The organism is Mesorhizobium sp. WSM3626 (assembly GCF_000513935.1).
Lineage (GTDB): Bacteria > Pseudomonadota > Alphaproteobacteria > Rhizobiales > Rhizobiaceae > Mesorhizobium > Mesorhizobium salmacidum.
In genome coordinates this window covers 1-16,080 of record NZ_AZUY01000021.1, presented here as the reverse complement: position 1 = coordinate 16,080, position 16,080 = coordinate 1, and the positions used below count along the sequence as shown (strand labels likewise).

Sequence of the window (16,080 nt, the reverse complement as noted above, 5' to 3'; positions counted from 1 at the left end):
GAGCCGAGCAACCCGGCGGAGGTTAACGGCTCGTTACCTTAGCCACTGCTTTAGAACCAAGTAATCAAACAATGTCGCGAACGGAGCCTCATCTAATCTTGGCGCTAAGCTTGCGCATCCGTGCCTGCAATGGCGTCACCTGCCGGTATTTCTTCATCATGGTGGTAAAATGGCTCTGGCTTGAAAATCCACTGGAATGGGCGATGTCGGCGATCGTCATGCGGCTGTCGGCAAGCAGCCTTTCGGCAAGGTCCAGCCGCAGGTCGAGAACATATTGGTGCGGCGGCACCCCGAACGTCCTGGCAAACGCCCGCACGAAGTGAGAGGGCGAAAGCCCGCAGACCGCTGCCATCTCGGCAAGCGCCAGCTTGCGCGTGAAGTTCTCGCGCAGGAAGTCCTGCACCTTGCGTGCGCCGCGCGGAGAAAGCCCGCCTTTGGCATTGAACTCCGGCTGCCGGGCCGAATTGATTCGGGAAACCGACCCGGGGAAATCATCATCGCCCGGCATTCTTCGGCCTCCTGACAGGTCCCGGATGGAGTTCAACCCGAGGACTCCTTCCTCGTTCCCCCGGAAAATAATTCGTGATTGATCGCAACGGGCCTGCATCGTCAGGCCCGTTCACATGGTCGACCCGTCCCGACGGCGAACGATGCGCGGGCCGCATCGGCGCAGGCACGATCGCTAAGGGGTATTCCCTGGCCAGGAATGTCCGCGAGCCGGGTCTGCGGACCGAATGGATCACGTTCCCTTGCCCGGCCTTTCGCGGACCGGCATTTTCAGGAATGTTGTCCAGGACGTATCGAGCTATCCGCTTCCGATCGATGCCCCGGGAAACGCCGCTTTCCCGAGCCTCGTCCGCATTTTTCATTCACGCTGCCTCAGCCGTCTCGACGCCGCCTCAAATCCCGTTTCCCCGACCCGAAGACAGCGTAACGCACGCACATTGACTTGGGAAGAACTCCCACGCGCAAAGAAAAATCTTTATTCGGGAAAAGGTAGAAAAATGAACGGCTACAGATCACCGCGCCGGTTCTCGTACAGATCCCAGGCGAGTTCCACGAAAGCCAGAAGAACGTCGTCCCGGTTCCAGCCGGCAGCCACCGCCGCCTGGACGATCCCATTGATGAGAGGCAGCAACTGGTCCTGGCAATCGGCCGACATATCGCCGTCGGCCGGCCCTTCGAAGTTGAACGTGATCATCCGGCGCCCCCCTCGCCTTCAGCCGAAGTGTTACATCGGCAATTTTGTTCCCTCTGATATACAATGGATGCGGCACCAAAGTACAGGAAGCCCTGGATGACCAAAGCAGCACGGGAAGACGCCGGATCACAACGGCCCTATGCTTTCCTGGGGTCAGGGGTGAACGCCGCTTTCAGCGTCCTGGTTGGCTTGCTCAAATAACCAAGCGCCAGCCGTTCTTGCATCCGTAGACACAACCCGGTAACGCGCGGCCAATGGTCGGATGTGGACATCGCCCGGCTGCATTGCCTTCCGCGGGCGCTCGCTGGATAGTCCCGGCAATGTTCGAGACCCTGGTGATTCACTGGACCCAAATACTGGCGATCATCTCGGTGGTGATGGCGACCATCGGCATTGCCCACGCCGTCATGACCAAGGAGGACGTCCGCGCCGCCACCGGCTGGGTCGGCGTCATGGTGCTGTCGCCGATCCTCGGCGTGCTGATCTATGCCGTGGCCGGCATCAATCGCATCCGCCGCGCCACGATCAGCGCGCAGCGCCCGCTCGCCGAGGGCCTGGTGTCGGCCAAGCATGAGCGCGACGTCGCCGCCGAAGAGGCGTTGATCGTCGAGTGCTATGGACAGCGCTTCGCCGGCCTCAGGACGCTGGGCGACAGGGTGGCGCGGCGCGCGCTCAACCCGGGAAATGCAATCGACGTGCTGGAGAGCGGCGACGAGGCCTACCCCGCAATGTGCGCGGCAATCGAAGGGGCCGAGCGCAGCGTCCTGCTGGAGACCTATATTTTCGACAATGACGCCGTCGGCCTGCTTTTCGTCAAGGCGCTGGCCGGCGCTGTCCGGCGCGGCGTCACCGTGCGTGTGCTGATCGATGCCGTCGGCGCCCGCTACTCCGTCCCCAGCATCCTGGGACATCTGCGCCGCGCCAACATCACGGCGGATGTCTTCAACGGCAACATCGTCATGGGCCTGCGCCTGCCCTATGCCAACCTGCGGACCCACCGCAAGATCCTGGTGATCGACGGCACGGTTGCCTTTACCGGCGGCATGAACATCCGCAAGGGTTTTTCGTCGGAGTTCGCCGGGTCGAACAGCGCCAGGGACACGCATTTCCAGGTCACCGGACCCGTTGTCGCCGATCTCTTTTCGGTCGCCGCGGAAGACTGGCGGTTCGCCACCAGGGAGGCGCTGAAGTGCGATGCCTGGCGGATCGTGCCGGTTTCACCGCCCGCCGGCCAGCCGATGCTGGTGCGTGCGGTCGCATCCGGGCCGGATGCCAGCAACGAAACCAACCACAAACTGCTGATCGGCGCCTTCTCGGTGGCGCGCAAGTCGATACGCCTGATGTCGCCCTATTTCCTGCCGGACCGGGAACTGATCAGTGCCCTGGTCACCGCGGCCAGGCGTGGTGTCGAGATCGATGTCGTGGTGCCGGCGGTGAACAACCTTTTCCTTGTCGACCGCGCCATGACCGCGCAATTCGACCAGATCCTGAAGAATTATTGCCGCATATGGCGCACGGATGGCCCTTTCGACCATTCCAAGCTGCTTTCCATCGACGGCGTGTGGGCCTATGTCGGGTCCTCCAACCTCGATGCCCGCTCGCTGCGGCTCAACTTCGAGATCGACCTGGAGGTCCTCGACGCAGGCTTCGCCACCGAAATCGACACCCGGATCGAAACGGCGATCGAAACGGCTGTTCCAGTCACGCTGGCCTCCTTGCGGGCGCGTCCCTTCATCATCCGCCTGTTCGACCGCATCCTCTGGCTGGGTTCGCCCTATCTCTAGAAAAAACCATTATCTGCGAGAAAAATCCTATCTTTAACAAAACGACGTGTTTGCCCGGTAGCATGTCACCAACGATGGAACATTGGCCGAAAGACTCTATTTCTAGGTGCATGGTGAGAACCGTAGGGATGATGGGCGGGTTATGCGAATGAGCGGGCGCAGCCTGCCGGCCAGTATGCTCCTGTCCATTCGCGACAGGCGGATGCGCAAGGCCAACGCTTCGTCGCCGAAGAAGGACGGCGTCACCGGGACGCTGGTCGCCTCCTACAACGTCCACAAATGCATCGGCGTCGACCGCAAATTCGATCCCGACCGCACCAGCCGCGTCATCCGCGAGATCGCCCCCGACGTCATCGCCCTGCAGGAGGCCGACAATCGTTTCGGCGACCGTGTCGGGCTTCTCGACCTGCACCGCCTCGAACTGGAAACCGGGCTCGTGCCGGTGCCCATTTCCGCAACCGGCAAAGGCCATGGCTGGCACGGCAATGTCCTGCTGTTCAAAAGGGGCGTCGTTCGCGACGTGCATCAGATCAGGCTTCCGGGTCTCGAACCGCGCGGCGCAGTGGTGGCGGAGATTGATTTCGACGGAAATCAATCCTTGCGCATCATCGCGGCCCATCTCGGATTGCTGCGCCGCTCCCGCTCGCAGCAGGCCCAGGTCGTGCTCGATCTCATGAACAGCCCCGATGAGAAGCCGACGCTCCTGCTCGGCGATCTGAACGAGTGGCGGCTCGGAAACCGCTCCGCGCTGAACACGCTGCACGCGACCTTCGGCCCGCAGCCGCCGGCAGTCCCCACGTTCCCGTCCAACCTGCCGCTGCTGGCGCTCGATCGGATCATGGCCAACCGGCACGGCATTATCGCGGCCGTCGAAGCGCATGACACGCCGCTGTCGCGCGTGGCCTCCGACCATCTGCCGCTGACCGCCTTCGTCCATTTGTAGTGATTTTTGCCGCGCTTCGGTCACGTCTTGATGTCCACCGCGTTGGAAAGCGTGTGGTATGTAGCTGGAACAAGCCCGTCCTGTTGCGAGTTGATGCCAGTCAACCCGCAGGAGGACGAAACGTGAAGAAGGTGATTTTGGCTACCCTATTGGCGTTTGCCGCGACGGCTTCAGTCATTGCGCCAACGCAAGCCGCAAGTTTGACGATCCAGTCCGACGATGACAACCAATATTCCTCGGATGACGATTCCGGGATTGTCGTTCGCCGTCATCATGAGCGCCGCTATGACAACCAGTATGATGGCGACCAGAACGCTCAGTACAATGACTACGACAATGGCGGCTACCGCTGGCACCGCCGGCACCACCGCTGCCACACGGAAACGATCGTGCATTGGCGCCACCATCACAGAGTGTTCGAGGACGTTCGCGTCTGCGGCTGAGGCCGCTCCGTCTCCTGATCCTATCCTTGGCGGGCTGCCGCCAAGGATAGCCGTTGACGGCAGTCGTCTTTCCACGGACGCGGCTGTTGCCGCATTGCACAAATTCCCCAGCATGCCCACAATGCGGGTATGATCCGAACTTCACTCGCCGTCCTGGTGATCGACGAAAACCGCATCCGCGCTTCGATAATCGAGGCCGGCTTGCGCGAGGCGGGCCATGAGCGGGTCACCGTCATCCATGACGTCAGCGGCATTGCGCGCCGCATCGCCGAGATCGAGCCCGACGTCATCGTCATCGACCTGGAAAACCCCAACCGCGACATGCTGGAAAACATGTTCCAGCTGTCGCGTGCGGTGAAGCGGCCGATCGCCATGTTCGTCGACCGTTCCGACCAGGCCTCGATCGAGGCGGCGGTCGATGCCGGCGTTTCGGCCTATGTCGTCGACGGGTTGAGGCAGGAGCGCGTCAAGCCGATCCTCGACATGGCGGTGAGCCGCTTCAACGCTTTCTCGCGCATGGCGCGCGAACTGGAAGAGGCGCGCAGCGAGCTCGAGAGCCGCAAGGTGATCGACCGCGCCAAGGGCATCCTGATGAAGTCGCGCGGCCTGACCGAAGAGGCCGCCTACACGCTGCTGCGCAAGACGGCGATGAACCAGAACCGCAAGATCAGCGATATCGCCCAGAGCCTGGTGACTGCCGCCGGGCTTCTCGGACCGGCGGAGGACGAATAGACATGGGCGCCGAGCACCAGATCACCGCCGGCTTCATGCCGCTTTTCGATAGCGCCGTCCTGGTCGCGGCCGGCGAACTGGGCTTTGCCGCGCGCGAAGGCATCGATCTCACCCTTCACCGCGAGACCTCCTGGGCCAACATCCGCGACCGCATCGCCATCGGCCATTTCGACCTCGCGCACATGCTCGGGCCGATGCCGCTCGCCTGCAATCTTGGCCTCACCCCCCTCGCCTCCGAGACCATCGTGCCCTTTTCGCTGGGGCTCGGCGGCAACTGCGTCACCATCTCCAACGCCGTCTGGGCCGGCATGGCGGCGCACGGCGCCGTGCCCGATCTCGATCCGGCTCGCGCCGGCGCGGCCCTTGGCGCGTTCATCCGCGAGCGGGCGGCCGCCGGCCGCGACCCACTGCGCTTTGCCGTCGTGCATCCCCATTCCGGGCACAATTACGAACTGCGCTACTGGCTTGCCGCCTGCGGCATCGATCCCTCGCGCGAGATCGAGATCGTCATCGTGCCGCCGCCCTTCATGGCCGACGCGCTGGCAGCCGGCCGCATCGACGGCTATTGCGTCGGCGAACCCTGGAACAGCGCCGCCGTGGCAGCCGGCATCGGCCATATCGTTACCGTCAAGGCGCTGCTCTGGCGCAACAGTCCCGAGAAGGTGATCGGCGTGCGCAAGGCTTGGGCCGAACAGAGCCCCGAGGCGCTGGCGGCGCTCTTGCGCGCACTGCATCACTCGGCGCGCTGGTGCCAGGATCCCGCGAACCGCGACGAATTGGCCGCGGTGATGGCGCAACGTGGCTTCCTTGGCCTGCCGCCGGTCGTCCAGATGCCGATCCTGACCGGCCGTCTCCGGCTGGGCGGCGGGGCGGAGCTGGACATCGAGGACTTCTTCGTGCCGTTCGACAAGGCGGCCAACTTCCCCTGGAAAAGCCATTCACTGTGGTTCTACACGCAGATGGTCCGCTGGGGGCATGTCGCGCACACGCCGGAAAACCTTGCCATCGCCCGCGATTGCTACCGGCCCGACCTGTACCGCTCGGCGCTGAAGCCGCTCGGCGTCGCGCTGCCCGGCGCCAATGCCAAGGTCGAGGGCGCGCTCAAGGTGGCGACCCCGGTGGGCTCGGCGGGCGCAAGCCTGGTGCTCGGCCCGGACGGCTTCTTCGACGGCCAGATCTTCGATCCCGATGAGATCGACGCCTATATTGCGGGCCAGTCGCGCCGCTGATCATTCGCGCGCCATTCTTGTGCATTGCACAAAATTTATGCGATCCATCGACTGGATTGGTCAATGTTTGACCTTATCCGTTGCTGGCGCGACCGAACCATGAGTCGGTGATCTAACTGATTTCGTTAGACATTCCGGCCAGCTCAGAAACTGGCACGGTTCCTGCTTTGAAATAACCGAGCCCTTCTCGGGCAATCGAACAGGCGTCCAATGGCGGGCGCCACAGGCAAAGCTGCCGCTCAGGTCTACACGCGATCCCGGATGTACGGACGCGAGGGCCTGGACGGCGGCTTTTTTGTTTTGGACCCGAACACGCAATCAACGGAGCGCCGTTCCCCAGGCGCCCAACCGGAGACGACGATGACGAAACGGATCGGAACAACATCCCTCAAGGATTTCACCCGCCGCGATTTTCTGGTGAGCAGCGCGATGACCGCGGTGCTGTTCACCGTGGCGCTCCTGCTGTTTCCCACCGGCGCCAAACCAGAGGGCAAGGCTCCGCAAACGATCGCGCAAGGCGCGGCCTCTTCGCGCTGACCTATGCCGCACCGCATGCACCACCCAAGAACGAGCGCGGCGATGCCGCAAACCGGAGCCTGACATGACCGCAAATCTCCCAGCCGCGCCCAGCCAGGACACTGCTCCCCGGCAGGCGCTCGTAATGTCCACCATCGCCTTCACCGTCTGCTTCGCGGTGTGGACGATCTTTTCGATCATCGGCGTGCGCATAAAGCAGGATCTCGGGCTGAACGAGACGGAATTCGGCCTGCTCGTCGGCACGCCGATCCTCACCGGCTCCCTCGTACGCATGGTGCTCGGCGTCTGGACCGACCGCTTTGGCGGGCGGCTGGTCTACACCGCGACCATGCTTGCGGCGGCAATCGCGACCTTCCTGCTGGCTTTTGCGCACACCTACGCGCAGATGCTGGTCGCCGCGCTCGGCGTCGGGCTAGCCGGCGGCTCCTTCGCCGTCGGCGTGTCTTATGTCTCGCGCTTCTTCCCCGCCGACAAGCAGGGCACGGCCCTCGGCATCTTCGGTGCCGGCAATGTCGGGGCCGCGGTCACCAAGTTCCTGGCGCCGTTCGTGCTTCTTTCCTGGGGGTGGCAGTCGGTTGCGCTGATCTGGGCGGCGGCACTCGTCGTCATGGCTGTCGTCTTCTGGTTCACCACCGGCGACGACCCAGTCATTCGCGAGCGTCGTGCCGGCAAGGCGACACCTGTGAGGAGCTTCTGGCAGGAATTCGCGCCGCTCAAGAACCTGCAGGTCTGGCGCTTCGCCTTCTACTATTTCTTCGCCTTCGGTGCGTTCGTGGCGCTGTCGCTGTGGCTTCCGCGCTATCTGATCGGCGTCTACGGCTTCGGTCTCGCGACCGCCGGCATGATCGGCGCGGCCTATTCAATTCCCGCAAGTGTCTTCCGCGCTTATGGCGGCGTGCTCTCCGACCGGATCGGCGCCCGCACCGTACTCTATTGGACTTTCGCGGTCAGTGCCGTCGCGACCTTCATTCTGTCTCTCCCCTCGGCAGACTACGTCGTACGCGGCATCAGCGGGCCGATCGCCTTCCATTTCGAGATCGGCCCGCTCGCCTTCATTGCCGTTGCCTGCGTGCTCGGCTTCTTCATGAGCCTTGGCAAGGCCGCCGTCTACAAACACATTCCCGCCTATTATCCACAGAGTGTCGGCGCGGTTGGTGGCGTGGTGGGCATGATCGGCGGTCTCGGTGGCTTTATCCTGCCGATCGCCTTTGGCGCGCTCAACGACCTCACCGGCGTCTGGTCGAGCTGCTTCATGCTTCTCTTCCTGATCGTCGTCACCTGCTTTGCCTGGATGCACTTTTCCATCCGGCGCATGGAGCGCGCGACAGCCGCCGAAGCTCCAGACCTTTCCTACGCCGCAGAGTGACACGGGAGCGGAGTAAGCACATGACCGAAAAACTCGTCATCATCGGCAACGGCATGGCCCCCGGGCGCATGCTGGAGCATCTGCTGGAACAGGCGCCGGGCCGCTACGCCGTCACCATCTTCAACGCCGAGCCGCGCGTGAACTATGACCGCATCATGCTGTCGCCCGTGCTGTCAGGCGAAAAGGCCTATGAGGAAATCATCATCCATGGCGACGGCTGGTACATCAAGCACGGCATCACCCTCTACAAGGGCCACAAGATCGTAGCCATCGACCGCCAAGCGAAGACCGTCACCTCCGATCACGGCGTGACCGAGCCCTACGACAAGCTTGTCATCGCCACCGGCTCTGTACCGTTCATCATCCCGGTGCCCGGCCACAACCTGCCGGGCGTGCTGACCTATCGCGATCTGGATGACGTCCGCGCGATGATGCTTGCCGCCCAGTCGCGCGCCAAGGCCGTGGTCATCGGCGGCGGCCTGCTCGGGCTCGAGGCCGCGGCCGGGCTGAATTCGCAAGGCATGGATGTCACCGTGCTCCATGTCATGCCGACGCTGATGGAGCGGCAGCTCGATCCGGCCGCCGGCTATCTCCTGCAGCGCGCCGTCGAACAACGCGGCATCAAGGTCATCACCAAGGCCAATACCCAGGCGATCACAGGCAATGGCAAGGTCGAGCAGGTGGAACTCGCCGATGGCACAATCATCCCGGCGACCCTGGTGGTGATGGCGGTCGGCATCAGGCCGAATGCGGCGCTGGCCAAGGATGCAGGCATCGCCGTCAACCGCGGCATCGTCGTCGATGCCGGGATGCGCAGCAACGACCCCGACATCTTCGCGCTCGGCGAGTGCGCCGAGGTGGGCGGCACGGTCTACGGGCTGGTGGCGCCGCTCTACGAGATGGCGCGTGTTGCCGCTCATCAGCTTGCCGGCGACGAGACCGCCGCCTTCGTCCACATGGACACGCCGACCAAGCTCAAGGTCACCGGCATCGACCTCTTTTCGCTCGGCGACTTCGCCGACGGCGACGACCGCCAGGAGATCGTGCTGCGCGACGGTTCCGCCGGCGTCTACAAACGCCTGGTGCTCAGGGATGATCGCATCATCGGCACCGTGCTCTATGGCGAGACGGCTGACGGCGCCTGGTTCAACGACCTGAAGAAGAAGCAGACCGACATATCGCAAATGCGCGATACGTTGATCTTCGGCCAGTCCTACCAGGGGGGTGCCCCGCTGGACCCTATGGCGGCCGTTGCAGCCTTGCCGGATGATGCGGAAATCTGCGGCTGCAACGGCGTCTGCAAGGGCAAGATCACGGGCGCGATCACGGGCAAGGGCCTGACTTCGCTCGATGACGTGCGCGCCCACACCAAGGCGTCGGCCTCCTGCGGCTCCTGCACAGGGCTGGTCGAAAAGCTGATGGTGCTGACCCTCGGCGACACCTACAACCCGGCCGCGGTGCAGCCCATGTGTTCCTGCACCACGTTCGGCCATGACGAAGTACGCCGGCTGATCAAGGCCAAGCACCTGAAGACCATTCCGGCGGTCATGCAGGAACTGGAGTGGAAGACCTCCTGCGGCTGCGCCAAATGCCGGCCGGCACTCAACTACTATCTCGTCTGCGACTGGCCGGACGAGTATGCCGACGACTACCAGTCGCGTTTCATCAACGAGCGCGTCCACGCCAACATCCAGAAGGATGGCACCTATTCGGTGGTGCCGCGCATGTGGGGCGGCGTGACCAATGCGGCCGAACTGCGCGCCATCGCCGACGTCGTCGACAAGTTCGAGATCCCGATGGTCAAGGTCACCGGCGGCCAGCGCATCGACATGCTGGGCATCCGCAAGGAGGACCTGCCGGCGGTGTGGGCCGATCTCGGCCAAGCCGGCTTCGTCTCGGGCCATGCCTATGCCAAAGGGCTGCGCACGGTGAAGACCTGCGTCGGCTCCGACTGGTGCCGCTTCGGCACGCAGGATTCGACCGGGCTCGGCATCCGCATCGAGAAATTCATGTGGGGTTCGTGGACCCCCGCCAAGGTCAAGATGGCGGTGTCGGGTTGTCCGCGCAACTGTGCCGAGGCGACCTGCAAGGATGTCGGCGTGATCTGCGTCGACAGTGGTTACGAGATCCACTTCGCCGGTGCCGCCGGTCTCGATATCAAGGGCACGGAAGTGCTCGGCCTGGTCAGGACCGAAGACGAAGCGCTGCAGCACATCGTGGCGCTGACGCAGATGTATCGCGAGCAGGGCCGCTATCTCGAACGCATCTACAAATGGGCCAAGCGCATCGGCATAGCCGAGGTCAAGCGCCAGATCATGGACGACGGCGAGAAGCGCCAGGCCTACTACGAGCGCTTTGTTTTTTCGCAGAAATTCGCCCAGGTCGATCCGTGGTCCGAGCGCGTCTCCGGCAAGGACAAGCACGAGTTCCGGCCCATGGCCTCGGTCGGGTTTGCGCAGGCGGCGGAGTGATGGAGATGTCAGCGCGAGGCACCCCCCTCTGGCCTGCCGGCCATCTCCCCCTCAAGGGGGGAGATCGATCCTCATCGCGGTCTTCGCCAATTGTCAACGTTGCAGAATGGGCGGTGAGCCTGAAGCTGCCAATCTCCCCCCTTGAGGGGGAGATGTCCGGCAGGACAGAGGGGGGCGCCTGGGCGCGTTCCTATCAAGCAAAGGCAATGCTATGAACTGGATATCGATCGGAACCATCTCCGATATTCCCCGGCGTGGCGCGCGCTGTGTCGCCACACCGCAAGGCAAGATCGCCGTCTTTCGCACGGCGGACGACGAGGTCTTCGCCATCGAGGACCACTGCCCGCACAAGGGCGGACCGCTGAGCCAGGGCATCGTCCATGGCGCGGCCGTGACGTGTCCTCTGCACAATTGGGTGATCTCGCTGGAGACGGGCAAGGCGCTTGGCGCCGACGAGGGCGCCGTGCGCACGATTCCCGTGAAGCGGGAAGGCGAGCGCCTGTTCATCGCGCTGGAAGCGCTGGCCAGCCGCGCGGCCTGAACCATGGAGATTGACGAAGCACGCGAGGTGAGGACCACCTGCCCCTATTGCGGGGTGGGCTGCGGCGTACTGGCAAAGGTCGCCGCGGACGGGCAGGTGTCCGTCCGTGGCGACCCCGATCATCCGGCGAATTTCGGCCGGCTCTGCTCGAAGGGCTCCGCGCTCGCCGAGACCACCGGCCTCGACGACCGGCTGCTCCATCCACAAATCCACGGCTTCGGCTCCTCTTGGGACGAGGCGCTCGACCTCGTCGCTTCGACCTTCTCCCAAACCATCGCCGAACATGGTCCCGACGCGGTCGCCTTCTACGTCTCCGGCCAGTTGCTGACCGAGGATTACTACCTCGCCAACAAGCTGATGAAGGGTTTTGTCGGCTCGGCCAACATCGACACAAATTCGCGTCTCTGCATGGCGTCCTCGGTCGCCGGCCACCGCCGCGCGTTTGGTTCGGACACCGTGCCGGGAACCTACGAGGATCTGGAACTCTCCGATCTCATCGTGCTGGTCGGCTCCAACCTCGCCTGGTGCCATCCGGTGCTTTATCAGCGCATCGCGGCCGCCCGCGAAAAACGGCCCGAGATGAAGGTGGTGCTGGTAGACCCACGCCGCACCATGACATCCGACATCGCCGACATGCATCTGGCGATCGCGCCGGATGGCGACGTCGCCCTGTTCACCGGCCTGCTCGCCTGGCTCGGCCAGCACAATGCGCTCGACCGTGCCTATATCACGGCCCATACGTCCGGCTTTGGACAAGCACTGTTCGCCGCCTCGGCGTTCAACCTTGCCGGCGTCGCTGCCGCCACGGGGCTCAGCGAAGACGAGCTCGGCCGTTTCTACAGCCTGTTCGCCAGGACGGAAAAGACCGTCACCGTCTACAGCCAGGGCGTCAACCAGTCGTCCCAGGGCACCGACAAGGTCAATGCGATCATCAACTGCCATCTCGCCACTGGCCGTATCGGAAAACCGGGCGCCGGGCCGTTCTCTGTCACTGGCCAGCCCAACGCCATGGGGGGCCGCGAAGTCGGCGGCATGGCCAATATGCTCGCCGCCCATATGGAGATCGAAAACCCCGAGCATCGCGAACGCGTGCAGCGCTTCTGGAATGCGCCGGCGATTGCCGGCAAACCGGGCCTCAAGGCGGTCGATATGTTCAAGGCGGTTGCCGACGGACGCATCAAGGCGCTGTGGATCATGGCCACCAACCCGGTCGATTCGATGCCGGATGCAGGCGCCGTCGAAGCGGCGATCAAGGCCTGTCCCTTCGTCGTGGTCTCGGACGTGCTGGCCGAGACCGACACGGTCCGCCATGCCCATGTCCGGCTGCCGGCGACGGCCTGGGGCGAGAAGGATGGCACCGTCACCAATTCCGAGCGCCGCATCTCGCGCCAGCGCGCGTTCTTGCCGGTCCCCGGCGAGGCGCGGCCCGACTGGTGGATCATTGCCGAGGTGGCCCGGCGCATGGGCTTTGACGGGGCGTTTGCGCATGAAACGCCGGCGGAGATCTTCGCCGAGCACGCTGCCTTGTCGGCATTCGAGAATGACGGCGAGCGCGATTTCGACATCGGCGCTTATGCTGGTGTCGATAGAGAAGACTACGACGCGCTAGCGCCTTTCCAATGGCCAGCGCCGAGCCCAGGCACCCCCCTCACCCCGACCGGGCACCAATCCACCCGCTTCTTCGCCAACGGTAACTTCTACACGCCCGACCGCAAGGCACGCTTCATCGCCGTCCGCCCAACCGTCGAAACCCGCATCACCTCCGACTTCCCGCTCATCCTCAACACCGGCCGCATCCGCGACCACTGGCACACCATGACGCGTACGGGCAAAAGCCCGCGCCTGTCCCAGCACATCGCCGAGCCCTTTGTCGAAATCCACCCAGTGGATGCGCAACGCCACGGCATTGGCGATGCCGACATCGCACGCGTCTCGACCCCTCGCGGCGAGGTGCTGGTCCGCGCGCTTGTGACCACGCGCCAGCGCCAGGGCAGCCTGTTCGCGCCGATGCACTGGACGGACCAATTCGCCGCCAGGGCCCGGCTCGACACGCTCACCGCATCGCTTACCGATCCGGTGTCAGGCCAGCCGGCGTTGAAGCATGTCGCGGCCAGCATCGAGAAATTCACCGCCAGGACCTTCGGCTTTGCCGTGACACGCAAAAGACCCGCGACGATGGCCGCCGACTACTGGGCGGTAGCCAGATGCCGGGGCGGCTGGCGGGTCGAGCTTGCCTTTGCCAATGACGATGTCGACTGGACGGCCTTCGCCGGTTCGCTCTTCGATACCGCGGATACCGAAGTTCTCGCCTATCACGACCGCGAGGCCGGCCAACACCGCATCGCCGCCTTCGATGGCGAGCATCTGACGGGTGCCTTGTTCATCGCGCCCGGTCCGGTCGCGGTGTCGCGCGGCTGGGCGGCCGAGCAGCTCGGCGAGGTCCACGCCAGCCAGCGTCAGCGCTTCCGGATCGTCGCCGGCCGCGCCGGTGCCGAACGGCCCGATGCCGGCGCGACCGTCTGTTCCTGTTTCAACGTCGGGGTCAACCAGATCACGGCTGCCGTGGCCGCTGGCTGCGCCACCGTGGACGCCATCGGCGCCACGCTGAAGGCAGGCACCAATTGCGGCTCCTGCCGGTCCGAGATCCGCGCGATCATCGCGGCCAACCGGATTCAGGCCGCCGAGTGAAGGCGACATGACCCCGCCAGGCCGGACTGAACTCCGGCCGGAACGTGGGATCGAACCTGTCCAGCAGTAATTCGACTTCGCGGGTGATGGGGTGAAAGACGCCGCCATGGACCAGCAACCGGAAATGCCCCTGCGGGCGACCGTCGCGTGACGCCGCTCGCGTGGCTACCGTTCGGCTGACCAGTTGGGAGGTGTTTTCCAAGCCATAGCAAGCAGTTGGCGAATGCGCCATGAAATCGTCGCCGTGGATCTGTGGCTCGGCTGGCGCTGTCCTCCGCAATTGGTACGTCTGGACAGGCGTGTTGAAGACTGAAAAATGGGGAACGCAACCTCGCCATCCGAGTTGATTCAAAGCATCGGGAGATCAGCGCTGAATCTGGAAGACATAGCCGGCCATCCGGCCTTGCACCGCTACGTTCAGGAACAGTCGCAGTCCCTGATCCGCATCTATGAGGAAAGCCCGCGCCTGGCTTCCATCTTTGCCACACAGCAGCGCTGGCTTTTGGGTCATGTTGGTCTTGCCATGCACTTCAGGCGAGACCCGAATGACCGCCGCAAGGAGCTGACCGTATCGCGTTTCATCGAGGTCGTGCACAAGAACGCGGTGGCCAGCCGCAACACGGCGGACGCTTTCATCAAGGAGATGCTGCACTACAACATCGCCGAGTATGTGGCGGGCGGCGACGGCCGCACGCATCCCCTGCAGCCGACAGCGGCCACCATCGAGCGATTCACCGGCTGGGTAACAGCCCATCTGCGCACGCTCGACCACATCGACGGCGGCGACCGGCTGGCCAGATTCCTGGAGCGGCCCGAGATGCTTGCCACGCTGCAGCCGCTGGTGGCTGACGGCCTGCTTGCGTCCAAGCCGGTGCGCGAACCCAACCAGACCTTCTCCCTGTTCATCTGGCTCAACAATGGCGGCATCGTCATGGACTGGCTGATGTCGGGCATCGACCCCGACCACGCCGGCCTGGAGCGGATTCCGACCGGCGTGGTTTCGATCGGTGACTTCGCCAAATGGCTTAAGCTGTCGCGGACTCATCTCGGCCGCAAACTGCGCACGGCGGAGGAACTCGGCAGCGTTGGCTGGCTTGGTCAGCGCGGCCATTCGGTGATGTGGGTGTCGCACGGATTCTACGAGGAATACATGACCGTCCAGGCCGCCAAGCTGGCCGTCGTCGACACCGCCTTCAAGGCCTGTTTTCCGGCATCGCAGGGCGACGGCTGAGCAGCGCCGCGCATGAGAGTCATTCCAGGAAAAATGTAAAGCGTTTTCGTCCGGAATTGTACCAGAACAGGTGGATTGACCGGTTCCGCGTTTGCGTGGCTGCGCGACGCCGAGGACCTCGGCAGCGTCGGCTGGCTCGGCCAGCGCCCAGTCAGGAAAAGCCGGCGCTGGACAGGCGTCAGAGCCTGTCCAGCGTTACTGCTGCGTGTACACCCTCCACCTGTGTCGATTGATGCTCGCCGAGCTTGATCGACACCGATCGCGGGCGGCGTTCTCAATCGATGTCGAACGAGACGCCTTGGGCGAGCGGCAGCGCCTTGGAATAGTTCACCGTGTTGGTGGCGCGGCGCATATAGGCCTTCCATGCATCGGAGCCGCTCTCGCGGCCGCCACCGGTTTCTTTCTCGCCGCCGAAGGCGCCGCCGATCTCGGCCCCTGAGGTGCCGATATTGACATTGGCGATGCCGCAATCCGAACCATCGACACCGAGGAAGCGCTCGGATTCCTGCAGGTCGCGGGTGAAGATCGATGACGACAGGCCGGCGCCGACCGCATTGTGCTCGTCAAGCACGGNGTCGAAATCCGAATACTTCATCACATAGAGGATCGGCGCGAAGGTTTCTTCCGTTACTGGCGAAACCTGCTTTGGCATTTCGACCAGCGCCGGATGGACATAATAGGCATCCGGATGGCCATTCTCGACCCGTGTCCCGCCGGTCACCTTGCCGCCATGGGCGGTCGCTTCGCTCAGGGCCTTCTGCATGGCATCGAACGCTGCCTTGTCGATCAACGGCCCGACCAGCGACGAGGTCTGCAGCGGATTGCCGACCGAAACGCTCTGATAGGCCTTCTTCAGCCGCGGCACCAAGGCGTCGTAGACGCTGTCATGGACGAACAGGCGGCGCAGCGTCGTA

Annotated in this window: 14 protein-coding genes; 11 read left to right on the top strand and 3 right to left on the bottom strand. The window is 63.9% G+C overall.

Annotation, left to right across the window (positions count from 1 at the left end):
* Positions 1-88: 88 nt before the first annotated feature.
* The gene (locus M653_RS0116270; protein WP_027144309.1) at positions 89-607 is read right to left on the bottom strand and encodes an AraC family transcriptional regulator; all 519 of its coding nucleotides are present in this window, start codon (positions 605-607) and stop codon (positions 89-91) included.
* Positions 608-1,012: 405 nt separating this feature from the next.
* On the bottom strand, positions 1,013-1,201 hold the full coding sequence (locus tag M653_RS0116265) for a hypothetical protein (protein ID WP_027144308.1): 189 nt from the start codon (positions 1,199-1,201) through the stop codon (positions 1,013-1,015).
* Between the two features lie 320 nt (positions 1,202-1,521).
* Between M653_RS0116265 and M653_RS0116260 the strand changes: the two genes are divergently transcribed.
* The 11 genes from M653_RS0116260 to M653_RS0116210 all read left to right on the top strand — a co-directional run bounded on the left by M653_RS0116260 (position 1,522) and on the right by M653_RS0116210 (position 15,166).
* A complete protein-coding gene (locus tag M653_RS0116260) occupies positions 1,522-2,985 on the top strand; it encodes a phosphatidylserine/phosphatidylglycerophosphate/cardiolipin synthase family protein (RefSeq protein ID WP_027144307.1) in 1,464 nt (487 codons plus the stop codon).
* 142 nt (positions 2,986-3,127) lie between these two features.
* Entirely contained in the window at positions 3,128-3,928 is an 801-nt protein-coding gene (locus M653_RS0116255) for an endonuclease/exonuclease/phosphatase family protein (RefSeq protein WP_027144306.1), read from the top strand.
* A 122-nt stretch (positions 3,929-4,050) separates the two neighbouring features.
* Positions 4,051-4,371 carry a hypothetical protein gene (locus M653_RS0116250; protein WP_027144305.1) on the top strand — a complete coding sequence of 107 codons (321 nt, stop codon included), beginning with the start codon at positions 4,051-4,053 and terminating at the stop codon, positions 4,369-4,371.
* Between the two features lie 129 nt (positions 4,372-4,500).
* Positions 4,501-5,103, top strand: coding sequence for an ANTAR domain-containing response regulator (locus M653_RS0116245; protein ID WP_027144304.1), 603 nt, complete (start codon positions 4,501-4,503; stop codon positions 5,101-5,103).
* A 2-nt stretch (positions 5,104-5,105) separates the two neighbouring features.
* A complete protein-coding gene (locus M653_RS0116240; RefSeq protein ID WP_027144303.1) occupies positions 5,106-6,332 on the top strand; it encodes a CmpA/NrtA family ABC transporter substrate-binding protein in 1,227 nt (408 codons plus the stop codon).
* A 210-nt stretch (positions 6,333-6,542) separates the two neighbouring features.
* Positions 6,543-6,869 (top strand): twin-arginine translocation signal domain-containing protein, encoded by a 327-nt coding sequence (locus tag M653_RS1000000137695; protein ID WP_245262169.1) that lies wholly within the window; start codon positions 6,543-6,545, stop codon positions 6,867-6,869.
* 64 nt (positions 6,870-6,933) lie between these two features.
* Positions 6,934-8,235, top strand: a complete 1,302-nt coding sequence (locus M653_RS0116230; RefSeq protein ID WP_027144302.1) for a nitrate/nitrite transporter — start codon at positions 6,934-6,936, stop codon at positions 8,233-8,235.
* 20 nt (positions 8,236-8,255) lie between these two features.
* A complete protein-coding gene (nirB, locus tag M653_RS0116225) occupies positions 8,256-10,706 on the top strand; it encodes a nitrite reductase large subunit NirB (protein ID WP_027144301.1) in 2,451 nt (816 codons plus the stop codon).
* A gap of 211 nt (positions 10,707-10,917) precedes the next feature.
* Entirely contained in the window at positions 10,918-11,247 is a 330-nt protein-coding gene (gene nirD, locus M653_RS0116220) for a nitrite reductase small subunit NirD (RefSeq protein WP_027144300.1), read from the top strand.
* 3 nt (positions 11,248-11,250) lie between these two features.
* Entirely contained in the window at positions 11,251-13,935 is a 2,685-nt protein-coding gene (locus M653_RS0116215; RefSeq protein WP_027144299.1) for a nitrate reductase, read from the top strand.
* A 316-nt stretch (positions 13,936-14,251) separates the two neighbouring features.
* Complete coding sequence (locus M653_RS0116210; protein ID WP_027144298.1) at positions 14,252-15,166, top strand: hypothetical protein; 915 nt, start codon at positions 14,252-14,254, stop codon at positions 15,164-15,166.
* A 274-nt stretch (positions 15,167-15,440) separates the two neighbouring features.
* Here M653_RS0116210 and M653_RS0116205 read toward each other — a convergent pair.
* On the bottom strand, positions 15,441-16,080 hold a 640-nt coding region (locus tag M653_RS0116205; protein WP_027144297.1), incomplete at its 5' end, for an aldehyde dehydrogenase family protein.